The sequence below is a fragment of the Pseudomonas sp. BP11-1-1 genome, assembly GCF_052112105.1.
Taxonomy (GTDB): domain Bacteria; phylum Pseudomonadota; class Gammaproteobacteria; order Pseudomonadales; family Pseudomonadaceae; genus Aquipseudomonas; species Aquipseudomonas alvandae.
Genome location: NZ_JAUTYU010000021.1, coordinates 44,784 through 66,653, shown reverse-complemented (window position 1 = coordinate 66,653; position 21,870 = coordinate 44,784). Strand labels below are relative to the sequence as shown.

General features: G+C 62.0%; 21 protein-coding genes. 6 read left to right on the top strand and 15 right to left on the bottom strand.

Going from position 1 to position 21,870, the window contains the following annotated elements:
- Nucleotides 1-11: 11 nt before the first annotated feature.
- The 6 genes from Q7C33_RS25580 to Q7C33_RS25555 all read right to left on the bottom strand — a co-directional run bounded on the left by Q7C33_RS25580 (nt 12) and on the right by Q7C33_RS25555 (nt 5,630).
- On the bottom strand, nt 12-1,127 hold the full coding sequence (locus Q7C33_RS25580; RefSeq protein ID WP_030140054.1) for an NAD(P)/FAD-dependent oxidoreductase: 1,116 nt from the start codon (nt 1,125-1,127) through the stop codon (nt 12-14).
- Nucleotides 1,124-2,479, bottom strand: coding sequence for an FAD/NAD(P)-dependent oxidoreductase (locus tag Q7C33_RS25575; protein WP_407684337.1), 1,356 nt, complete (start codon nt 2,477-2,479; stop codon nt 1,124-1,126). The genes Q7C33_RS25580 and Q7C33_RS25575 overlap by 4 nt, the downstream gene beginning before the upstream one ends.
- A gap of 160 nt (nt 2,480-2,639) precedes the next feature.
- Nucleotides 2,640-2,930 carry a (2Fe-2S)-binding protein gene (locus tag Q7C33_RS25570; RefSeq protein WP_030140056.1) on the bottom strand — a complete coding sequence of 97 codons (291 nt, stop codon included), beginning with the start codon at nt 2,928-2,930 and terminating at the stop codon, nt 2,640-2,642.
- A 7-nt stretch (nt 2,931-2,937) separates the two neighbouring features.
- Nucleotides 2,938-3,732, bottom strand: a complete 795-nt coding sequence (locus tag Q7C33_RS25565; protein ID WP_030140057.1) for an ABC transporter permease — start codon at nt 3,730-3,732, stop codon at nt 2,938-2,940.
- Between the two features lie 6 nt (nt 3,733-3,738).
- Entirely contained in the window at nt 3,739-4,608 is an 870-nt protein-coding gene (locus Q7C33_RS25560) for an ABC transporter permease (RefSeq protein WP_030140058.1), read from the bottom strand.
- A complete protein-coding gene (locus tag Q7C33_RS25555) occupies nt 4,605-5,630 on the bottom strand; it encodes an ABC transporter ATP-binding protein (RefSeq protein WP_030140059.1) in 1,026 nt (341 codons plus the stop codon). The genes Q7C33_RS25560 and Q7C33_RS25555 overlap by 4 nt, the downstream gene beginning before the upstream one ends.
- 244 nt (nt 5,631-5,874) lie before the next feature.
- On the opposite strand from Q7C33_RS25555, the gene Q7C33_RS25550 reads away from it, so the two are divergent.
- Nucleotides 5,875-6,711 (top strand): IclR family transcriptional regulator, encoded by an 837-nt coding sequence (locus Q7C33_RS25550; RefSeq protein WP_198798262.1) that lies wholly within the window; start codon nt 5,875-5,877, stop codon nt 6,709-6,711.
- 112 nt (nt 6,712-6,823) lie between these two features.
- Here Q7C33_RS25550 and Q7C33_RS25545 read toward each other — a convergent pair whose 3' ends face one another.
- Both Q7C33_RS25545 and Q7C33_RS25540 read right to left on the bottom strand, forming a co-directional pair.
- Entirely contained in the window at nt 6,824-7,576 is a 753-nt protein-coding gene (locus Q7C33_RS25545; protein ID WP_198798261.1) for an anti-sigma factor family protein, read from the bottom strand.
- Entirely contained in the window at nt 7,573-8,079 is a 507-nt protein-coding gene (locus Q7C33_RS25540) for a sigma-70 family RNA polymerase sigma factor (protein WP_030140063.1), read from the bottom strand. The genes Q7C33_RS25545 and Q7C33_RS25540 overlap by 4 nt, the downstream gene beginning before the upstream one ends.
- Nucleotides 8,080-8,244: 165 nt before the next feature.
- Between Q7C33_RS25540 and Q7C33_RS25535 the strand changes: the two genes are divergently transcribed.
- Together Q7C33_RS25535 and Q7C33_RS25530 are read left to right on the top strand one after the other, a co-directional pair.
- The gene (locus Q7C33_RS25535; RefSeq protein ID WP_407684336.1) at nt 8,245-9,324 is read left to right on the top strand and encodes a catalase family peroxidase; all 1,080 of its coding nucleotides are present in this window, start codon (nt 8,245-8,247) and stop codon (nt 9,322-9,324) included.
- Complete coding sequence (locus Q7C33_RS25530) at nt 9,321-9,857, top strand: cytochrome b (protein WP_030140065.1); 537 nt, start codon at nt 9,321-9,323, stop codon at nt 9,855-9,857. Before Q7C33_RS25535 ends, Q7C33_RS25530 begins: the two co-directional genes overlap by 4 nt.
- A 70-nt stretch (nt 9,858-9,927) precedes the next feature.
- Here the strand turns inward: Q7C33_RS25530 and Q7C33_RS25525 are convergent, their stop codons facing one another.
- Together Q7C33_RS25525 and Q7C33_RS25520 are read right to left on the bottom strand one after the other, a co-directional pair.
- The gene (locus tag Q7C33_RS25525) at nt 9,928-11,079 is read right to left on the bottom strand and encodes a M14 family metallopeptidase (protein ID WP_407684335.1); all 1,152 of its coding nucleotides are present in this window, start codon (nt 11,077-11,079) and stop codon (nt 9,928-9,930) included.
- A gap of 495 nt (nt 11,080-11,574) precedes the next feature.
- Nucleotides 11,575-11,916, bottom strand: a complete 342-nt coding sequence (locus tag Q7C33_RS25520) for a DUF6124 family protein (RefSeq protein ID WP_030140067.1) — start codon at nt 11,914-11,916, stop codon at nt 11,575-11,577.
- 128 nt (nt 11,917-12,044) lie between these two features.
- Between Q7C33_RS25520 and Q7C33_RS25515 the strand changes: the two genes are divergently transcribed.
- The gene (locus tag Q7C33_RS25515) at nt 12,045-12,692 is read left to right on the top strand and encodes a LexA family protein (RefSeq protein WP_407684334.1); all 648 of its coding nucleotides are present in this window, start codon (nt 12,045-12,047) and stop codon (nt 12,690-12,692) included.
- A gap of 30 nt (nt 12,693-12,722) precedes the next feature.
- Here Q7C33_RS25515 and Q7C33_RS25510 read toward each other — a convergent pair whose 3' ends face one another.
- Genes Q7C33_RS25510 through Q7C33_RS25495 form a run of 4 tightly spaced genes read right to left on the bottom strand, consistent with a single transcriptional unit; the run spans nt 12,723 to nt 18,284 of the window.
- A complete protein-coding gene (locus Q7C33_RS25510; protein ID WP_407684333.1) occupies nt 12,723-14,672 on the bottom strand; it encodes an acetyl-CoA carboxylase biotin carboxylase subunit in 1,950 nt (649 codons plus the stop codon).
- Nucleotides 14,669-15,487 carry a gamma-carboxygeranoyl-CoA hydratase gene (locus Q7C33_RS25505; RefSeq protein WP_407684332.1) on the bottom strand — a complete coding sequence of 273 codons (819 nt, stop codon included), beginning with the start codon at nt 15,485-15,487 and terminating at the stop codon, nt 14,669-14,671. The genes Q7C33_RS25510 and Q7C33_RS25505 overlap by 4 nt, the downstream gene beginning before the upstream one ends.
- 14 nt (nt 15,488-15,501) lie before the next feature.
- The gene (locus Q7C33_RS25500) at nt 15,502-17,109 is read right to left on the bottom strand and encodes a carboxyl transferase domain-containing protein (protein ID WP_030140071.1); all 1,608 of its coding nucleotides are present in this window, start codon (nt 17,107-17,109) and stop codon (nt 15,502-15,504) included.
- 11 nt (nt 17,110-17,120) lie between these two features.
- Nucleotides 17,121-18,284, bottom strand: a complete 1,164-nt coding sequence (locus Q7C33_RS25495) for an isovaleryl-CoA dehydrogenase (RefSeq protein WP_030140072.1) — start codon at nt 18,282-18,284, stop codon at nt 17,121-17,123.
- A 190-nt stretch (nt 18,285-18,474) separates the two neighbouring features.
- Here Q7C33_RS25495 and Q7C33_RS25490 point away from each other — a divergent pair, with 190 nt between their 5' ends.
- Nucleotides 18,475-20,172 carry an AMP-binding protein gene (locus tag Q7C33_RS25490; protein WP_407684331.1) on the top strand — a complete coding sequence of 566 codons (1,698 nt, stop codon included), beginning with the start codon at nt 18,475-18,477 and terminating at the stop codon, nt 20,170-20,172.
- Nucleotides 20,173-20,243: 71 nt separating this feature from the next.
- Nucleotides 20,244-20,468, top strand: coding sequence for a hypothetical protein (locus Q7C33_RS25485; RefSeq protein ID WP_148289965.1), 225 nt, complete (start codon nt 20,244-20,246; stop codon nt 20,466-20,468).
- Nucleotides 20,469-20,837: 369 nt separating this feature from the next.
- Here the strand turns inward: Q7C33_RS25485 and Q7C33_RS25480 are convergent, their stop codons facing one another.
- Complete coding sequence (locus tag Q7C33_RS25480; RefSeq protein WP_217861607.1) at nt 20,838-21,737, bottom strand: hydroxymethylglutaryl-CoA lyase; 900 nt, start codon at nt 21,735-21,737, stop codon at nt 20,838-20,840.
- Nucleotides 21,738-21,870: the final 133 nt, after the last annotated feature.

The window sequence follows — 21,870 nt, the reverse complement described above, 5'->3', positions numbered from 1 at the left end:
ACCTTCCTCTATCAAGCAACGGAGATGGAGTGGAACCGGGTGATGGAAAACGCATCCAGCGGCGTGGACGAAGCCCCGCTGCAGATGATCTCGGTGAGCGCGTGGCCCACCGCCGGGCCGATCTGGAAGCCCGCGCCGGCAAAGCCGAACGCATGCAACAGGCCGGGTTGGGTGCTGCTGGGGCCGATCACCGGCTGGCGATCGGGCAGGTAGCCTTCGGTGCCGCTCCAGGTACGGATCGCCTGGGCGCCCTCCAGGAACGGGTAGAGTTCGACGGCCTGGCGCAGGATCTCGATGACCGCGTTCTGGCCAGGCCGGGCGCGGGCGTCGTCCAGCGCGAAACCCTGACCGCCGCCCAATACGCAATTGCCCCGGGCGACCTGGCGCGCATAGATGCCACCGCCCTCGACGCCGGTGCTGGCGTCCATCACCACCGGCAGCGGCTCGGTCACCAGCATCGCCGGGTGCCCGGCATGCATCGGCACTGCTTCGCCGAACTGCGCGGCAAACCGGCTCGCCCAGGCGCCGGCGCAGTTCAGCAGCCACGGCGCGCGAAATTCGAGGCCGGTTTCGGTGCGCACGACAAAGCGCTGGCCGTCGTGCGTGACCTGGCTGACCGGGCACTGTTCGTGCACCTGCGCGCCGTGCCTGCGAGCCGCCTGGGCAAATGCCGGCGAGACCAGGCGCGGGTTGGCATGACCGTCGTCCGGGCACAGCGAGGCGCCGACCGCGACGCTGCCGACCCAGGGAAAGCGCCTGCGCAATTCGTCGCGATCCAGCAGCTGCAAATCGAGGCCAAAGCCCCGGCTGCTGGCGGCGTAGTCCTGCAAGGAACGCAAGTCATCGAGGCTGCGGGCCAGCTTCAGATGGCCGCTGCGCTGATACTCGCCGTCGATGCCGATCAATTGCGGCAATTGCCCCCAGATCTCATGCGCCCGTTGCGACAGCGGCAGTTGCGACAACGGACGGCCCTGGCGCCGCACGCCGCCGTAATTCACGCCGCTGGAGTGCGAGCCACAGAAGTCCCGTTCCAGCAGCGCCACACGACGCCCGGCCTTGCTCAGGAACAACGCCGCCGAGGCGCCGACGATGCCGCCACCGATGATCACTGCATCGACCTCGATCATGGCTCGACCTCCAGGCCAAACGGCACCGGCTTGACCGGTGCCTGTGCCCGCAAGCGGCCAATTTCCCCGACGGCGCGGTCGCTTTCATGGGCGATGATTTCTGCTGCCGCGGCACCGCACATCCGCCCTTGACAGCGGCCCATGCCGACCCGGCAATGGGCCTTGACCCGGTTGATTTCCCAATGACCTTCCCGGACGACCTGGCGGATATCGCCGACGCTGACTTCTTCGCAGCGGCAAATCATCAGGTCGTCGGGAGCGACGCCGGCCCAGTCCTCGGGGAAGGCAAAGGCGCGCTCCAGGCCCTGGCGGAAATGGCCGATGCGGACGAGGGACTGTTCCAGCTGGGTGCAACGTTGCGGGTCGACTCGGTAGCCGAGGTCTTCGAGCAGCGCCAGGGCCGCTCGCTCACCCGCCATCTCGGCAGCGTCCGCACCCATGATTCCGGCGCCGTCGCCGGCCAGGTAGACCCCGGCTGAACTGCTGCGCCCGGCACTGTCGCGTTGCGGTAGCCAGGCGCGGTTGAGCGGGCTCCAGGCAAATTCGCAGTCCAGCAGATCGGCCAGTTGGGTTTCGCTGCGCAAGCCATGGGCGAAGGCGACCGCATCGCAATCGAGGGTGTGCTCGATTTTTTTGTTGCGCCATTTCAACGACTGCACCCGGCGCTCGCCCTCAATGCGCGCAAGGCTGGCACCTTGATGCACCGGGATTCCATGAGTCGTCAGCCAGGCGCGGTAATAAAGCCCCTTGGCGAGCGTGGCCGGTTGCGTGAGCAGACCGGGCAGGGCGCGGACCTGCGCGCTCAACGGCGAGCTGTCGAGCACGGCGACGACGTTGGCGCCGGCCTTGGCGTATTGGTAGGCGACCAGATAAAGCAGTGGTCCGCTGCCTGCGAACACCACACGTTCACCTACGGCGCAGCCTTGGAACTTCAGGGCGATCTGCGCCGCGCCCAGGCTGTAGACGCCTGGCAAGGTCCAGCCAGGAACAGGCAGGATCCGGTCGGTGGCCCCTGTTGCGACGATCACGCTGGCGTAATCCAGGCGAGCGGCGCGGCCCTCATGCAAGGTATCCAACTGACCGGCTTCGGCGTTCCAGACCAGCGTGTCGGGACGGTAATCGAGCTGCTTGCGCAATTCATCCAGAGTCTGGTGGATGGCGTTGGCCTTGGCTGCTTCGAAGCCATACAGCGTGTCCGCCGGCCGGGTGAAGTTCGCGGGCTGGCGCCGGTAAATCTGTCCGCCACCGCGCGCGGCTTCGTCCAGCAGGACCGGATAGAGGCCATGGGTGACCAGGGTTTGCGCAGCGCGGATACCAGCGGGGCCGGCGCCGATGATGACGATGGGTTTCATGGCAACCTCACCGGCAGCGGATTTTCGCTGCTGTCGAGGCCGCCTTCGCGAGCAAGCTCGCTCCCACATGGGATCTGTTGCGGATGCCGATTGCGCGTGCGCCACAGTTCCCCTGTGGGAGCGAGCTTGCTCGCGATGGGGCCATACCTGTCAAAGCCATTCATACCTGCCGCCCCGGTTCTCGGATGATCTGCTGGCCAGCTTCGAGCATCGTCGAGCAGGCGCGCACGCGGCGGCCGTCGCCCAGGCGGACCCAGCAATCCTGGCACGCGCCCATCAGGCAAAAGCCGGCACGGGGCTCGGCGCTGAAATCGCTGCCGCGCAAGTGTTCGCTGCAGGTCAGGACGGCGGTGAGCACGGTATCGCCGAGCAATCCCCTGGCGGGTTCGCCGTCGAGCAGGAAGTCCAGGGCCGGGCGGTCGCTTTCGGCCAGTCGTTTCAGCAGAGCCATGGCGCCCTCATTGTTTGCCTACCAGGACCCGATCCAGGCCATACACCCGGTCGAGCAGAATCATGGTCAGCGCGGTGAGCGCAATGACCAGCGCCGACACCGCCGCCATCATCGGGTCGATGGATTCGGTGGCGTAGACGTACATGCGTACCGGCAGGGTTTGCGTGGCCGGCGAGGTGACAAAAATCGACAGCGTGACTTCATCGAAACTGTTGATGAACGCCAGCAGCCAGCCTCCGGCCACGCCGGGCAAAATCATCGGCAAGGTGATCTGCCGGAACAGGGTGAAACGACCGGCTCCCAAGGATTGCGCGGCTTGCTCGGCGCTGCGGTCCAGGCCGATGGCCGAGGCCAGTACCAGTCGCAGCACATACGGCGTGATCACCAACACATGGGCGAAGATCAGCCAACTGAAGTTGCCGTTCACGCCCATCAGCGCGAACAGCCGCAGCAGCGCGACGCCCAGCACGAGGTGCGGAATGATGATCGGCGACAGGAACAGGCCGTTGAAAAAATCCCGGCCAGGAAACTCCAGCCGAGTGATCGCCAGCGCCGCCGGCACCGCGATCAGCGTCGCCAGCGAGGCCGCGCTGAACGCCAGGATCAGACTGTTGTAGAACGCATCGACAAAGTCCGCGCGCTCGAACACGGCACGGAACCAGCGCAGGGAGAATTCCGTCGTGGGCAGGCTCAAGGTGTTTTCCGGCGTGAAGGCGACCAGGCAGACCACCACCAGCGGCGCCAGCATGAACACCACTACCAAGGCATGGAACAACAGGGCGAAAGGACCGTTCCTGGACATGAAGAATTACCCCAATGACTTCTTGTAGCGGCCTTCGATCATGCGGTTCCACGACAGCATGATCAGCAGGTTGAGCAGCAACAGCGCGACGGCAATGGCAGCACCCATGGGCCAGTTGAGTTCCGACAGGTATTGGTCGTAGATCAGCGTGGCGACCATTTTCAAGCGCCGGCCGCCGAGCAGGCCGGGGATGGCGAACGAACTGGCGGCGAGGCCGAACACGATCAGCGTGCCGGACAGCACGCCCGGCATGATCTGTGGCAGCACCACCTTACGGATCACCGTGATCTGGCTCGCACCCAGGGAAAGGGCGGCCTGTTCGGCGGCCGGGTCGAGTTTTTGCAGCGAGGTCCACACCGGAATGATCATGAACGGCAGCATCACATGCACCAGGGCGATGACGACCGCGAACGGCGTATAGAGCAGCTTCATCGGTGAGCCGCCGAGGGCTTGCAGCGTCTGGTTGACCAGGCCGTCGGCGCCGAGCAGCAGGCTCCAGCCGAACGCTCGCACCACCACCGAAATCAGCAACGGCGTGAGGATCAGGATCAGGAAGATCGAACGCCACGGCGCGCCCATGCGGCTGAGGATGTAGGCCTCGGGTACGCCGATCACCACGCACAGCAGCGTGGTCAGGGCGCTGATCCAGAAGGTGCGCAGGAAGATTTCATAGAAGTACGGATCGCCCAGCAGGCTGGTGTAGTGCTCGAAGGTGTAGGCGTCGCCGTTGATGCCCGAGCCGTAGTCGAAGACGTTGAACGACAGCACCAGCGTCAGGCCGAGGGGAATCACCAGCAGACCCAGGTACAAGGCCAGGGCCGGGGCCGACATCCAATAGCCTTGGCGGCCACGCTTCATGGCGTCGATCAGCTTCATGCCGACACCTCATCCACGCTCAACACCCGCAGCAGCGCCGGGTCCCAGTCGAGGCCGACGGCAGTGCCTTCGGCCAGCGGCGCCGAACCGTCGTTGCGCCGTACCACGCTGAGTTCACCCAGGTGGGTGGAGACCCCATACAACCACTGGCTGCCGAGGAAGAAACGGTTGGTGATGGTGCCTTGCAGCCGTCCCGAGCCGGGGGCGCACAGGTCGATTTTTTCCGGGCGCAGGCTCAGGGTCAGTTCGCCTTTACCGGCGCTGCTGGCTTGCACGACTCCGGCGCTGTCACGTTCACCGGGCAGCAGGTTGGCCTTGCCGACGAAGCCGGAAATGAACTCGGTGCGCGGGTGCTCGTAAAGGGTGTAGGGCGCGTCGATCTGGGTGATACGGCCGGCCTGCATGACCACGACCCGATCGCTGATCGACAGCGCCTCGGATTGGTCATGGGTAACCATCAGCGTGGTGATGCCGACTTCGCGTTGGATGCGGCGGATTTCGAACTGCATTTCTTCGCGCAGGTTGGCGTCGAGGTTGGACAGGGGCTCGTCGAGCAGCAGCACCGGCGGTTCGATTACCAGTGCCCGGGCCAACGCGACGCGCTGGCGTTGGCCGCCTGAAAGCTCTCGTGGGTAACGCTCGGCATGCCGATCCAGGCGCACCAGCTTGAGCACGCGGTCGACCCGGGACTGCAGCTCGACGTTGGGCACTTTGCGCATGCGCAAGCCGAAGGCGATGTTGTCCTTGACGGTCATGTGGGGAAACAGCGCGTAACTCTGGAACACCACGCCCAAGCCGCGGCTGGCGGGCTTGGCGTGGGTGATGTCGCGCCCGTCCAGCAGGATGCGGCCGCTGCTGGCTTCGACGAAGCCGGCGATCATTTGCAACGTCGTGGTCTTGCCGCAACCGGACGGCCCCAGCAGCGAGACGAACTCACCTTTCTCCACTGAGAGGTTGGTGGCGACCACGGCGTCCAGGTCGCCATAACGTTTGCTCAAGTCTTCAAGTTGCACGAAAGCCATGACTGCGCTCCACCTGAGATTGTTATGCGTCGCCGCGAGGCGCGCTTTTTTGTATGGGCAGATACGAAAGATGTCGCGGGGTGCGTTGGCGCTCGACTTCAAGTCGGCTGCCGCTGTTGTTCGAATCGCCCCTGTATGGACGCAGAGTAGGACGAAGAATAGGATGGGCTCAATGGACTATTTCACTGAAGCGATGACTATTTTCAGTTTCATTCGGTGAGTAAATAACTGAGTAAAAAATTTTATGCCTGATTCCATTGAGCGGAATATCGAAAAGAACGAAGTGGGGGTTGGCTCGGTCTCCCGGTTGTTTGCCGTGCTGCGCAGCCTGGGCGAGACCGCTGAAGGGGGCGAGCGCGTCACGCAACTGGCCCAGCGCATCGGCCTGTCCCAGCCCACCACGCACCGCTTGCTGCGCAACCTGATGGACGAAGGCATGGTCGAGCAGGATGCGCGCAGCAAACGCTATCGCCTGAGCCTGGATTTCTTCGCCCTGGCCGCTCGCGCTGGCAACACCGGCAACCTGCGGGAACTGGCCAGGCCGGCGATGTTGCGGTTGTCGGCGTCCCTGGGGGATTCGCTATTCTTGCTGGCCCGTTGCGGCTTCGATGCGATCTGCCTGGACCGCAGTGAAGGTCCGTTTCCGATCCGCACCTTCACCGGTGACATCGGCGGTCGAGTGGCCTTGGGCGTGGGGCAGGGCAGCCTGGCGATCCTCGCGTTCCTGCCGGAGGAAGAGCGCGACACGGTGATTCAATACAACTTGCCGCGACTCAAGGATTTCCATCTCTACGATGAAGTCTTCCTGCGCACGGAAGTGGAGAACGTCCGCGCGCTGGGCTATGCCGGGCGCAACACTGGGGTGTTGCAGGGCATGGCCGGGGTGGCGGTGCCCATACTCGATCGTGAAGGACGGGCCGTGGCTGCCCTGAGCGTGGCGACGATCAGCGACCGGCTCGGGCCGGATCGCCTGCCGACCGTGGTGGAAATGCTCAAGCGCGAAGCGGCGGTGATCGGACCGCGGATCAATCCGTTCGACCCGCTGCTGCGCAGGCCTTCGCAGGTGTTCAGGCAGGGATAAATGAAGTCTTCCGGACTTTTGTCACTCTGTGGGAGATCACTTCCAACTGATCCACCGCTATCGTCGGATCGCCGCCCGGAGCAAGCTCGCTCCCACAGGGGAAGGTGGTGCGTCAGAAATCCAGGGTTTGCTTGAGCTTCTGCGCCGTCGGCGTATCACTGGGGATGACCATCGCATAGTTGTACCCAGGTCCAGACCAGTACTCGGCTTGCAGTTCGCCGTCGCGCCGGCTGCCACGGGGCAGCAGGAAATTCCTTGGACCCGGTGGGCGAATATAGAAGCTGATCTTCTGGCCGCTCGGATCCTGATAGACCACCATCGCCGCCGCGCCTTGTTCAGTGCTGAGCAATCGTCCGCTGACCGGCTTGAAGCCCGCCGCCGAAAGGTCCGGCAAACGGTCGGCCTGGGTGAAGTAACGGTCGAGCCAGCCTTGCATGCTGTGTTCGTCGCCCGTCTGGTAATCGGCCGGGAGCACGCCTTGCTGGGCAATCAGCCGGTACGCCTGCAATGCATCAGCCATGGGCGCTGCAGCGCTGAGCAGGGTTATTTGCCGGGCCTGCCAACCGCCCAATCCACCGACACCGACGGCCAGCATCAAGACCGCTGCGCTGGCGAGATGCCGACGCGAACGATGTTTCATGCGTTGTCGGATGACGGTCGGGTCGAGGCTCGGATTAAGCGGTTGCTGCAAGGTTGCGCTCAAGGTTGCGCGCAAATGCTGCGCATCTTGCTGCCAAGCTCGCACACGCTTGGCGACGGCGGGGTGGCTGGCCAGGTAGGTTTCCACCTGGCGCCGGTCGGCTTCGCTCAGTTGGTGATCGACGTAGGCGTGCAGATCGTTGTCACTGGGGGGCATGCTGATCATTTGAGTATCCGCAGGGCAGGGCGGGCGATTTCGCCTTCGCTGAGTTGGCGCAACGCCTGGCGCGCACGGGACAGGCGCGACATCACGGTTCCGGTCGGCACGTCGAGGATGTCGGCGACTTGCTGGTAGCTCAGGCCTTCCACGGAGACCCACAGCAGCAGCGCGCGCTGTTCGGCAGGCAGTTGATCGAAAGCCTGGAGGGACGATTGGGCAATGACGCTGCGCTCGGCGGACGGGTGTGCATCGTCGCGCCCGGTGAAGAATTCCAACATGCGCGCGTACCGCCGGGAACGGCGATGGGCATCGAGAAATTGCCGGTAAAGGATTGAAAACAGCCAGGCCCGCAGATCGCCTTCCGGGCGTTTGTCGTTCCATTTCGACAAGGCCCGTTCCAGGCAGGCCTGAACCAGGTCATCGGCATTGCTGGGATTGCGCGTCAGCGACACGGCAAAACGTCTAAGCCGCGGGATGAGCAGGCGCAACTGGTCGTCGAGTTCGTTCATGGGGGCATGGCTTCGTGGGTCCGTCGCTGCTTGTGACTGGAAAGACGATCCTGGAACGAGATTATTCCAGCGTAGGAAAAATAAATACGACGCGAGGGAATAAACCCATCGTGCTTTCGTCTGACGGATCCTTTCCACAAATGGCCCTGTGCCTCGGAGTCTCCTATGGTTGACCCTTCTCCTGAACGTCGGCCGCCGCTGAGCGCCGCCAGCCTGACATTGCGCCTGACGGGCATTGCCGTCGTCGTTGCGGCGCTGGCCGGAGCATTTGCCTACGTCAACGGCACCCTCGACCCGCATCGCCTGACGCCCAAGGCGTTGGTCAATGTCCTGGAAACAAACAACGGAGTTCATGCGGGTTTCCGGCGCAATCACTCCAAAGGTGTCTGTGTCGCCGGTTACTTTGAAAGCAGCGGCGAGGCGCGCGCCTATTCCAGCGCGCAGGTGTTCAACGATGCGCGGACTCCGGTGGTCGGGCGTTTTGCGCTGCCCAGCGGCAATCCTTACGCACCGGACGGCAGTGTGCCGATCCGAAGCCTGGCATTGCGGTTCACCCAGGCCAATGGGCAGCAATGGCGCACTGGCATGAACAGCATGCCAGTGTTTCCGGTGGGGACGCCCGAGGCGTTCTATCAGTTGCAACAGGCTCAATCGCCAGATCCGACCACGGGCAAGCCGAACCCTGCAGCGGTGCCGGCATTTTTTGCCGCGCATCCCGAGGCGATGCCGTTCCTGCAATGGATCAAGACGGCCAAGCCATCGGCCAGCTACGCCACCGAAACCTACAACGGGATCAATGCGTTCTATCTGGTCAATCCTGCCGGGCAACGCCAGGCCGTGCGCTGGGGTGTGGTGCCGATGAGCCAGGATGCGGCGGACGCGACACCACCCCAAGGCGCCGATTTTCTTGAACAGGACCTGGGCAAACGCCTGGCGGCCGGTCCCTTGCGCTGGCGGCTGGACATCACCTTGGCCAACCCGGGCGATCCGGTCAACAACGCCAGCAAGGCCTGGCCCAGCGACCGCAAGGTGATCAACGCCGGTACCTTGGTATTGGAGAGCACCCAGGCCCAGGACAACGGCGAATGCCGTGACATCAACTACGACCCGCTGATCCTGCCCAGTGGTATCGAAGGCTCCGATGACCCGCTGCTGGCCGCGCGTTCGGCGGCCTATGCCAGTTCTTATCTGCGGCGTAGCAGTGAAGTCAGCCAATTGCCCGCCACCCAGGAGTCTCGCCAATGAACGCGCCTCGACATTTCGCACCGTTGGCTCGGCTGCTGCATTGGCTGATGGCCTTGATGGTCATCGCCATGCTGTTCATCGGCGCAGGCATGGTTGCCTCAGTGTCCGAGCGCCATGAATGGTTGCTCCAGTTGCACAAGCCCTTGGGCATTGCGATCCTGCTGTTGGTGATTGTCCGGCTGGTGGTGCGCTTTACCACGCGAACACCGCCATTGCCGGCCGACCTGCCGGGCTGGCAGGCATTGGCGGCCAAAGCTTCGCACGTCTTGCTGTACGCCTTGATGCTGGTCTTGCCGCTGTTGGGCTGGAGCATGATTTCGGCGGCGGGCGACCCGGTGATGCTCAGCGAATCGCTTCGCCTGCCTTCCATCCTGCCGGCGGATGCCCAGACTTTTGCACTGCTGCGCAAGGCCCATGGCTACCTGGCCTATCTGCTGTTCCTGACCGTGCTGGTGCATCTGGCGGCGGCGCTGTTTCACGGGTGGGTGCGCCGGGATGAGGTGTTGGACAGTATGTTGCGTGGCAAGCGTTGATCCTGTGAACCTGCAACCCGTGGCGAGGGAGCAAGCTCCCTCGCCACAGGGGACGGGTGTTTGAGTGACCTCAGCGCAACTCGTCGACCATCGCCTCAATGGTGCTCAACACATCCTTGCCCAGTTGCATCGAGCGTTTGCCGGACCAGCCCGTGTGTGGGTTCGGGTGGTCGTTGTGGTCCTTGAATGGCATTTCCAGGGTCAGGGACAGGCAGTCGTATTTCTGGCCGACGGCGTTGCAGGCGAGGGTCATGTTGGCCTGGCCTGGTTCGTCACGTGTGTAGCCATAGGTCGTCTGGAAGTCCTTGGTCTGGTGTTTGAGGTGGCTGCGAAAACGCTCTTCGAGATCGGCAATCCGTGGCGTGTATCCCGGATTGCCTTCGCAACCGGCGGTGAAGACGTGGGGGATTTCTTCATCGCCGTGAATGTCGAGGAACAGGTCGACGCCATATTTTTCCATCTGCTGTTGTACGAAAAATACCTCGGGGCTGATTTCCGGGTTGGCATTCTGCCAAGCCCGGTTCAGGTCCTGCCCCATCGCGTTCGTGCGCAGATGCCCGTGGAACGCGCCATCCGGATTCATGTTGGGGACCAGGTACAAATCAGCCTTGGCGAGCAAGCGGTTCAGTTGGGCGTCGTCCTGGTGCTGGAGGCGTTCGATGACCCCCTCCATGAACCATTCGGCCATGTGCTCGCCGGGATGCTGCTGCGCAATGATCCAGATCTTTCGGTGTCCCTCGGCACCGCTGCCCTTGCGCAGCAATGGAATGTCACGGCCTTCGACGCTCTTGCCGGTAGCCAACAGTTCGGTACCGGCCTTGTGCTGCGCTTGCTCGATGAGCCAGTCATGACGGCCCCGGCTGTAGGGTTCGAAATAGGCGAACCAGGCGTGAGGCTGTTCGGCTTCCAGATGAAAGCGCAGGGCATCGCCTTCGAATTGCGTAGGAATACGGAACCAGTTGATGTGGTCGTAGGACGCGACTGCCTGATAGCCGGTCCAGGCCTTGTTATAGGAAGACTGGCTGGCGTTGAGCAGGCGAAAGGAATATTCCTGGCCGACGTGCAAGCCGCTGGCCTTGAAGTGGAACCACTGGAAATGCGCGCTGCGGGTGTCAGGCCGAATCTTCAACAGCGATTGCAAGGGGTTGCTGATGTCTACGACTTCAATGTTGCCACTGTCGAAACTGGCGCTGATATCGAAGGAGGATTTAGCCACGGTCACGGTTCCTGCAGAGGATTTTTGTGCCGTTACTTTACACGCAAGGCGGGGTAAATCGGGACGATTTGCATCGATGACAAGAGGGGGCGCCCTCCCTGGACGCTGAAGCAGAGTAGAGTCTCGCTGGCCGATTCTCAAGTGCTGCCTGTCGCGGGTTTGTCAGCGGGATGGCGCAGGGACTTCTGCAGGCGGATGGGCATTTGCTATCATCGCCAACATTGAGATCAACACCCTCCAAAAGACTTCATTAGCCTGAAGCCATAAGCCGAAAATCGGCAAAAAAAAAGACCCGGCAAAAAGCCGGGTCAAAAACCGTGATTAGCCTGATGAGGAGATATGCCAGAAGTCCGACCTAAGGTCTCCTAGCCTATCGACCGATCTCGCGATCAGTTGTTGCAATAATAATCATTATCATTTGCAAGTCAAATGATTTTATCGCATCGGTTGGAAAATTTTTTCCCGTGGCCCGCATTCGTGGCTCCATTCTGCGCGCAACGCTTAGCGAGTGGGGTAGCCGTCAAGGGATCGGTCGAGCATGACCTTGACCAGATCAATCATGTGCACGACAGAAAATGCCAGGTCACGGTTCGAACCGTTCAGTCTATTGGCAGATTCGTGGGCAGTGGCCGCAGCGCAGCGCAGCAGGTCGCAAGCATGGACCAAGGCTTCTTCGCCGCTGATGTTACGGTTCACGTCGAAAAAGCGCTGCTCGGCCTGGGCTGTTGCAACACCTGGTTTCAAGTAGTAATCCAAGGCGCGTTGGGCCGCCGGGCAATCCTGAAACGATGGGAATGCCGGGTCCAGGGAAGTGACGGGTTCGTGTTTGTTGGGCGTGTCCATGTGTCGAGTTACTCCGTGTGAGATGAAATCCTGTGCTCCCAGCTTAGTACGCAGCGTAATTGTGACGACAATTTAAATACTACAATTTGTGTTTTGATGGGCGTGGTCATCCACGTATCGTGCCGCTCATGGATAAATGGATAGAGTTGGTCAAGGCCAAGATGAAGGAGCTGCACATCACGCAAGTGGTGCTTGCAGAGCGTTTGGGGATGTCACAGGGCGGTATCGGCCATTGGCTGACCAAGCGCAGACAGCCCAGTCTTGAAGACATGAACCGGGTGCTGAAGGAACTGGGGCTCGAGTTTCTCGAAGTGGCCATGGTGATCCGCGAGCCGGATACCTCCACGGACGAGGGCATGGCCCTGGCGCAGAAGTACAACCCGTACTTCCGCTACCCGATCAGCGAATGGCACGACATCGGCACTGTTCGTGAAGGCGATCTCGCTGACTACGGACCGTCGCGCTATGAGTTGACGGACTACCACGCCCTGGGAGATGCGTTCTGGCTGGTGGTGGTGGGGGATGCGATGACCGCGCCGAGCGGGCTCAGTATTCCGGAGGGAATGTCGATCCTGGTTGACCCGGCGATCGAGGCGGTGCCCGGTAAGCTGGTGATCGCCCAGTTGCCTGGCAGCAGCGATGCGACCTTTCGCAAACTGATTGAAGAGAGCGGTCAGCTTTACCTGGTTCCGCTCAATCCTACTTACCCGAAAAGCTTGTACACCGAGCAATGCCGAATCATCGGCGTGGTCGTGCAGGCAACCATCAGGTTCTGAACCGGATCGGCCCGGACAACGGGCCGATGCCTATTCTTCCAGCGCCACCAGTACGCTGCCCTCGCTGACCATTTCACCTTCCTGGCAATACAGCGCCGTGACCACGCCGGCCTTGGGCGCACGGATGCTGTGCTCCATTTTCATCGCCTCCAGCACAACGAGCTGTGCTCCGGCTTCCACCGTCTGGCCGGCACTTACCAACACCCGAACAATGCTGCCGTTCATGGGCGCAACCAGGCTGCCATGAGGATTGTGACTGGCGTCGGCGGCGGCCAACGGGTCGTATGACTCGACGCGATGCAGATCACCCTGCCATTGCAGGTAGAGGCTGTCGCCCTGGCGAATCACGCGGTGGCCGCGACGCACGCCATTACGCTCGATCACCAGGTGCTCGCCCTTGAGCTCGGCACAAAGGGAGGCACTGTCCAACGTCACCGCGCGGTCCTGACCTTCACAGCTCAGATGCAGGGTGATTTCCCGTGGCAGTCCGAGGCGCAGCCCACCGGTGTTGCTCCAGGGAGAATTCGCGTCATCGGCGCGGACGTGCGGCTTGAGGCTCAAGGCGAAGGCCTGGGCGGCCGCGTGCCAGAAGTCGTCATCCAATTCGCCTGGCTCGGGCAGCAGTTGCGCCTGGTAACGTGGGATAAATCCAGTGTCCAGTGCCTCAGCGGCAAACGCCGGGTGACCGACGATGCGCCGAAGGAATCCGATATTGGTCTTCAGGCCGCCGATGGCGAACTCGTCGAGCATCGCCAACAGGCGCAAACGGGCCTGCTCGCGGTTCTCGCCCCAGGCGATCAGCTTGCCAAGCATCGGGTCGTAGAAAGACGAAATCTCGTCACCTTCTTCAACGCCGCTGTCGACCCGCCGCCCTTCGCCTGCAGCGGATTCGCGGTACAACGCCAGGCGCCCGGTGGCGGGGAGAAAATCATTGGCCGGGTCTTCGGCATAGAGCCGTACTTCGATGGCATGTCCCCGCAGCGGTACTTGCTCTTGCGTGATGGGCAGCGGCTCGCCGAGGGCGACGCGGATCTGCCAGGCGACCAGGTCCAGTCCGGTGATCGCTTCAGTGACCGGATGCTCGACCTGCAGCCGGGTGTTCATCTCCATGAAGAAAAACTCACCCCGCGCGTCCAGCAAAAACTCTACCGTGCCCGCGCCGACATAGCCGATCGCCTGGGCCGCACGCACCGCGGCTTCGCCCATCGCCTGGCGCAATTGCGGGCTGAGGCCCGGCGCAGGCGCTTCCTCGACGACCTTCTGGTGCCGACGCTGGATCGAGCAATCCCGCTCGTTGAGGTACAGGCAGTTGCCATGTTGGTCGGCGAACACCTGGATTTCCACGTGGCGTGGCTTTAGCAGGTATTTCTCCACCAGCATGCGCGCATCGCCGAACGACGATTGCGCCTCACGCTGCGCCGAAGCCAAGGCTTCGGCCAGTTGGCTGACGTTTTCCACGACTTTCATGCCTTTGCCGCCGCCGCCCGCGGTTGCCTTGAGCAACACCGGATAGCCAATGCGTTCGGCGGCGGCGCGGAAGGTTTCCAGGTCCTGGGCTTCACCGTGGTAGCCGGGCACCAACGGCACGCCAGCGGTTTCCATCAAGGCCTTGGCGGCGGATTTGCTGCCCATGGCGTCGATGGCCGAGGCGGGAGGGCCCAGGAAGATCAGCCCGGCTTTTTCGATGGCCCTGGCGAACCCTGCGTTCTCGGAAAGGAAACCGTAGCCAGGATGAATCGCCTGGGCACCGCTGGCCTGGGCCGCGGCGATCAATTTGTCGATTTGCAGGTAACTGTCGGCGGCCTTGCTGCCGCCCAGCTCGACGCAGATATCGGCTTCCCGACAATGACGCGCGTTACGGTCCGTGGCGCTGTGCACGGCGACAGTGGCCAGGCCCATGGCCTTGGCGGTGCGCATGACACGGCAAGCGATTTCACCGCGGTTGGCCACCAGTAGAGAGGTGAGGGCAGGGGCGCTCATCGACGCGGCTCCTTGTTATCTGACTCGGCTTGCCAGTTCGGCGGCCGCTTTTGCAGGAAAGCCCGCAAGCCCTCCTGGCCTTCGGGGCTGACGCGTATCCGGGCGATGGCGTTCTCGGTGTAGCGCCGCAACGCCGGGGTGAGTGCACCGTTGCCGACCTCACGGAGCAATTCCTTGCTCGCGCGCATGGCCGCCGGACTGTTGAGCAGCAGGTTGTCGATCCAATGCCCGAGTTGATCGTCCAACGCCTCGGCCGGGTAACTTTCCGACAGCAAACCAATCTCTTTCGCACGTTGTCCGCTGAAACGCTCCGCAGTCAGGGCGTAACGCCGCGCCGCGCGTTCGCCAATGGCCTGCACCACGAACGGGCTGATCACCGCAGGCGCCAGGCCAATCCGCACTTCCGACAGGCAAAACTGCGCTTCGTCGGCGCCGATGGCCATGTCGCAGGCACTGATCAGGCCCAGTGCACCGCCAAACGCCGCGCCCTGGACCACAGCCAATGTCGGAATCTTCAGTTTGGCGAGGTTGTACATCAGTTCCGCCAGTTCCCGGGCGTCGTCGAGGTTGGTGTGGTAGTCGAGCTCGGCGGACTGTTGCATCCAGGCCAGGTCGGCGCCGGCGCTGAAGTGTTTGCCACGGCCACGGAGCAACAGGAAACGCAAGGTCGGATCGCTGCCGACCTCGTCCAGGGCGAGGATCAGCTCGCGGATCATCTCGGCGTTGAACGCGTTGTTCTTTGACTCGCGGCTGAGCCACAAAGTGGCAAAGCCGCGTGGGTCGGTGTGCAGTTCGAGGGTGTTGTACTGAGTCATGGGCATTTTCCCGATTACATCCTGAACACGCCGAAGCGGCTCGATTCGATGGGCGCGTTCAGCGACGCGGACAAGGCCAGGCCCAATACGTCGCGGGTCTGCGCCGGGTCGATGACGCCGTCGTCCCACAGCCGCGCGCTGGAATAATAGGGGTGCCCCTGTTCTTCGTACTGGTCGAGAATCGGTTGCTTGATCTCGGCTTCCTGGCTGGCGCTGAACGGCTGTCCGCCGCGTTCGGCCTGTTCGCGCTTGACCTGCACCAACACGCCGGCGGCTTGTTCGGCGCCCATCACGCCGATCCGGGCATTCGGCCACATCCACAGGAACCGTGGATCGTAGGCGCGACCGCACATGCCGTAATTGCCCGCGCCGAAACTGCCTCCGATGATTACGGTGAACTTCGGTACTCGTGCGCAAGCCACGGCAGTGACCAGTTTCGCACCATGCTTGGCGATGCCGCCGGCTTCGTATTTCTGGCCGACCATGAAACCGGTGATGTTTTGCAGGAACAGCAGGGGAATCCCACGCTGGCACGCCAGTTCGATAAAGTGCGCGCCTTTCTGCGCGGCCTCGGCGAACAGGATGCCGTTGTTGGCGAGGATGGCGATCGGGTAACCGTGCAGATGGGCGAAGCCGCACACCAGGGTTGTTCCGAAGAGCGCCTTGAATTCATCGAATACCGAGCCGTCGACGAGGCGTGCGATGACTTCCCGCACATCGAACGGCTGCTTGGCGTCGGCCGAAACCACGCCGTACAGTTCGTCGCCCGCGTACAGCGGGGCGATGGGCGCACGCTGCTGCAGCTCGCCGAGTTTGCGCCAGTTGAGGTTGGCAACGCTGCGGCGGGCCAATGCCAACGCGTGTTCATCGCTGTCGGCGTAATGGTCAGCCACGCCGGAGATCTTGCAGTGCACATCGGCGCCGCCCAGGTCCTCGGCGCTGACCACTTCGCCGGTGGCGGCTTTTACCAACGGCGGGCCGGCGAGGAAGATCGTCGCCTGCTGGCGAACCATGATTGCCTCGTCCGCCATTGCCGGCACATACGCGCCACCGGCGGTGCAGGAGCCCATGACTACGGCAATCTGCGGAATACCCTGGGCACTCATGTTGGCCTGGTTGAAAAAGATCCGGCCAAAGTGCTCACGGTCGGGAAACACTTCGTCCTGGCGTGGCAGGTTGGCGCCACCGGAATCCACCAGGTAGATACAAGGAAGGCGGTTCTGTTGGGCGATGGCCTGGGCGCGCAGGTGTTTTTTCACGGTCAGCGGATAATACGAGCCGCCTTTGACCGTCGCGTCGTTGGCGACGATCATGCACTCGATACCTTCCACGCGACCGATGCCGGCGATCACACCGGCTGCCGGGACGTCTTCTCCATAGACTTCGTAAGCTGCCAGCGGACTGATTTCCAAGAACGGCGAGCCTGGGTCCAGCAAGCGATTGATGCGCTCGCGCGGCAGCAGTTTGCCCCGCGATGTGTGCCGCTCCTGGGCCTTGGGTCCGCCGCCTTGCTGGACATGAGCGAGCAAGGTGCGCAAGGCCTCGACTTGTCCGAGCATCGCATCGCGGTTGGCGATGAACTCCGGTGAGCGAGCGTTGAGCTGAGTATGCAGCGTGGCCATGGTCAGCTCCGTTAGCGGGTTTCGTTGAACAGTTCGCGGCCAATCAACATGCGACGGATCTCACTGGTGCCGGCGCCGATTTCGTACAGCTTGGCGTCACGCAAGAGACGGCCAGCCGGGAATTCATTGATGTAGCCGTTGCCGCCCAGGATCTGTATGGCATCAAGGGCCATTTGCGTGGCGCGCTCGGCGCTGTAGAGGATCACCCCGGCGGCGTCCTTGCGGGTGGTTTCGCCGCGCTCGCACGCCTGCGCCACTGCGTACAGATAGGCGCGACTGGCGTTGAGCTGGGTGTACATGTCGGCGACTTTGCCCTGGATCAGCTGGAATTCGCCGATGCTCTGGCCGAACTGCTTGCGGTCGTGGATGTACGGGACGATCAGGTCCATGCACGCCTGCATGATGCCGGTCGGGCCGCCGGACAAGACAACGCGCTCGTAGTCGAGGCCGCTCATCAACACTTTCACGCCGCCATTGAGCACGCCGAGGATGTTTTCCTCAGGCACTTCGACGTCGTCGAAAAACAACTCGCACGTGTTCGAGCCGCGCATGCCGAGCTTGTCGAACTTGTTGCTGCGGCTGAAACCTTTCCAATCGCGCTCGACGATGAACGCAGTGATGCCGTGGGCGCCTTTTTCCAGGTCGGTCTTGGCGTAGATCACGTAGGTGTTCGCGTCGGGGCCATTGGTGATCCAGGTCTTGCTGCCGTTGAGCACGTAGTGGTCGCCACGCTTGTCGGCCCGAAGCTTCATCGAAACCACGTCGGAGCCGGCGTTCGGTTCGCTCATGGCGAGGGCGCCGATATGCTCGCCGCTGATCAACTTGGGCAGATACTTGCTCTTCTGCTCATGGGTGCCGTTGCGGTTGATCTGGTTGACGCACAGGTTGGAATGGGCGCCGTAGGAGAGGGCGACCGAGGCCGAGCCGCGGCTGATTTCTTCCATGGTGACGACATGGGCCAGATAGCCCAGGCCGGCGCCGCCATATTCTTCGGGGACGGTGATGCCCAGCAGGCCCATGTCACCGAACTTGCGCCACATGTCGGCGGGGAACAGATTGTCGATGTCGATCTGTGCAGCCCGAGGCGCCAGCTCTGCCTTGACGAAGGACTGCACCTGGTCGCGCAACATGTCGATGGTTTCGCCGAGGGCAAAATTCAGGGATGGGTAGCTCATGGGGCACCTTTTGGATTTTTTGTCGGGTGTGGAGAGCGGCGTGGCGGCTCTCACCTTTACGTTAACGTAAGCTCGTGACGAATGGCTGTCAATCGCTCTTTACGTTAACGTCAACTTGGGCGAGAGTAAGGCCGCTCTTGCATGAGGTTCCACCGCTACACCCACTAATAAAGACAAGAGAGGGCGCGTTATGGATCAACCCGGTTCTCACCCGCAACTCAGCTACACCCGCGGTTCCCAGGCCAAGGCCTTGCTCGCGCAGACCATCGGCCAGGCGTTTGACCAGACTGTCGCCGAATTCCCTGATGGCGAGGCGTTGGTGGTTCGCCACCAGTCGCTGCGCTACAGCTGGCGAGAACTGGCCGAAGCGGTCGATCTGCACGCCCGGGCCTTCCTGGCGCTGGGCTTGCAGGCGGGCGACCGCCTTGGCATCTGGGCGCCGAATTGCGCGCAATGGTGCATCAGTCAGTTTGCCAGTGCGAAGATCGGCGTGATCCTGGTCAATATCAATCCGGCGTATCGCGCCTCCGAATTGGAGTACGTGCTCAAGCAATCCGGTTGCCAGTGGCTGGTGTGCGCCGGGTCGTTCAAGACCTCGGATTACCACGCCATGTTGCAAGCCTTGGTACCAGAGCTGGCAGAGCAATCGATCGGACAATTGCGAAGCGAGCGCCTGCCGGACCTGCGCGGGGTGATCAGCCTCGATTCGCAGCCGCCTTCGGGATTTTTACCTTGGTCGCAGATGGCTGCCCTCGGTGCAGCGGTGTCGCTAGGGCAACTGACTGAACGCCAGGGGAGCCTGCATTTCGATCAGCCGGTAAATATCCAGTACACCTCAGGCACCACCGGATTTCCCAAGGGTGCGACCCTCAGCCATTACAACATCCTCAACAACGGCTACATGGTCGGCGAAAGCCTGGGCCTGAGCGTTGACGATCGGCTGGTGATCCCGGTGCCGTTGTATCACTGCTTCGGCATGGTCATGGGCAACCTGGGGTGCGTGACGCACGCCAGCACCATGATCTACCCCAACGATGCCTTCGATCCCTTGCTGACCCTGCGCACCGTGGCCGAGGAAAAAGCCACGGCGCTGTACGGCGTTCCCACCATGTTCATCGCCATGCTCGACCAGTCACAGCGAGGGGATTTCGACCTGTCCAGCCTGCGCACCGGAATCATGGCGGGGGCCACTTGTCCCATCGAGGTGATGCGCCGGGTCATCAGCGAGATGCACATGGCTGAAGTGCAGATTGCCTACGGCATGACGGAAACCAGCCCGGTGTCGTTGCAGACCGGTCCCACGGATGAGCTGGAATTGCGCGTGACCACCGTCGGGCGGACCCAGCCGCAGCTCGAAAGCAAGATCATCGACGCGGCGGGCGATATCGTCCCCCGCGGGACCATCGGCGAACTGTGCACGCGCGGCTACAGCGTGATGCTCGGCTATTGGAACAACCCCAAGGGCACCGCCGATGCCATCGATCCGCAAGGCTGGATGCACACCGGCGACCTCGCGACCATGGACGAGCAGGGCTACGTGCGCATCGTCGGGCGTAACAAGGACATGATCATCCGCGGCGGAGAGAATGTTTATCCCCGGGAGCTGGAAGAGTTCTTCTTCACCCACCCCGCGGTGGCCGATGTGCAAGTGATCGGTATTCCGTGCTCGCGTTATGGCGAGGAGATTGTCGCCTGGATCAAATTCCATCCCGGCCACAGCGCCACCGAGCAGGAACTGCAGGCTTGGTGCAAGGAGCGCATCGCCCACTTCAAGACGCCGCGTCATTTCAAGTTCGTCGAAGATTTTCCGATGACGGTCACCGGCAAGATCCAGAAATTTCGCATGCGTGAAATCAGCATGGAAGAACTGCGCGGTAACGAAGGCTGAGCAAGATCCCCCGTGGGAGCGAGCCTGCTCCGGGCGGCGATCCGACGAAAGCGGTGTTCCAGGCGAGATAGATGTCGACGGTGACGCCGTCTTCGCGAGCAAGCCCGCTCCCACAAAAACCAAATCCTGGAAAGCACAAAGGGGAGCCGAAGCTCCCCTTTAATTTTGTCGTCGCGTGCTCTTTTTTTATTATTGAGGGGCGGCCTGTTGTTGTTTTTGGCAGCCGTGGCCCTTTACCGCTGTTTTTGGCGATCCCCATCCGGGATCAAGAGCAAACGTATTTTTTTGAGCGCTGATCTGCTTTTTCGCCTGGCGATCCAACCGATTCGGGAGCTACCTGAAGGTAGTTTTATTGTTCTCTGCCCGGTTGCGGGTTGCTCCTGGAAGCACCCTGAAAAGCACATCTTCTCCAAAAAAATCTGTTAGCTGCGTCTCTGCCGTGTTGTTTTTGTTATGTCAGAGTCGTTTCGTCTTGTTTTTATTGGGTTTGTCGCTTTTTTTTATTCTTGTTGTGCAAGAGATATAGCAGGTGCCGTGCCAACTTTAAAAAATACATATAAATCAATGGTTTGAGTTTTTTGTCGGAAAATCCATCCCGCGAAACCCTGACAAATTGTTTCCGTGTTACTCGTTTCACCCCCGTTACAAACGGGGGCGGTAACACCTCACTGCGCCAGCCGCGCCTTCGCAACGCGCGAACCGGTCGGACGGCCGAGCACGTCACAAATCTGCCGGCCCGCGGCGATGAGCGCGTCCAGGTCGATGCCGGTCTCGATGGCGAGGCCATTGAGCAGGTACAGCACGTCTTCAGTCGCGACGTTACCGCTGGCACCCTTGGCATAAGGACAGCCACCCAGGCCTGCGATGGAACTGTCGAACACGGCGATGCCCTCCAGAAGGCTGGCGTAGACGTTGGCCAGGGCCTGGCCGTAGGTGTCGTGGAAATGTCCCGCAAGTTTGTCCCGAGGGACGTCGGCGCTCACCACCTCGAACATCCTGCGCGTCGCGCCGGCTGTACCGGTGCCGATGGTGTCGCCCAGGGACACTTCATAGCAGCCCATTGCGTACAGCTCCCGGGCGACCCAGGCCACTTGCTCAGGCTTGACGTCGCCTTCGTAAGGGCAACCCAGCACGCACGATACGTAGCCACGCACGCTGACACCATTGCGCGTCGCCGCCTCCATGATCGGGGCGAAGCGCTCCAGGCTTTCCTTGATGGTGCAATTGATGTTGCGCTGGGAAAACGCTTCGGACGCGGCGGCGAACACCGCGACCTCTTTCACGCCTGCTGCCAGCGCGTCTTCAAAACCCCTCAGGTTCGGCGCCAAGGCGCCATACGTCACGCCGGGCTTGCGCTGGATTTGCGCGAAGACTTCGGCCGAGCCGGCCATCTGCGGCACCCATTTAGGCGAGACAAAGCTGCCGACTTCGATGTAACCGAGGCCGGCAGCGCTCAGTGCATCTACCAGGCGTACCTTGTCGGCGACGCTGATGGGGTGCGATTCATTCTGCAGGCCATCGCGCGGGCCGACTTCGATCAGGCGTACAAAGGAGGGGAGGGACATGGGGTTTGACCTGTAGTAGGTTGCAGAACATCGTGAACGTTGATGGAGACCCTTGTGGGAGCGAGCTTGCTCGCGATAGTGGTGTGACTGACAACATTGATATTGACTGACACACCGCCATCGCGAGCAAGCT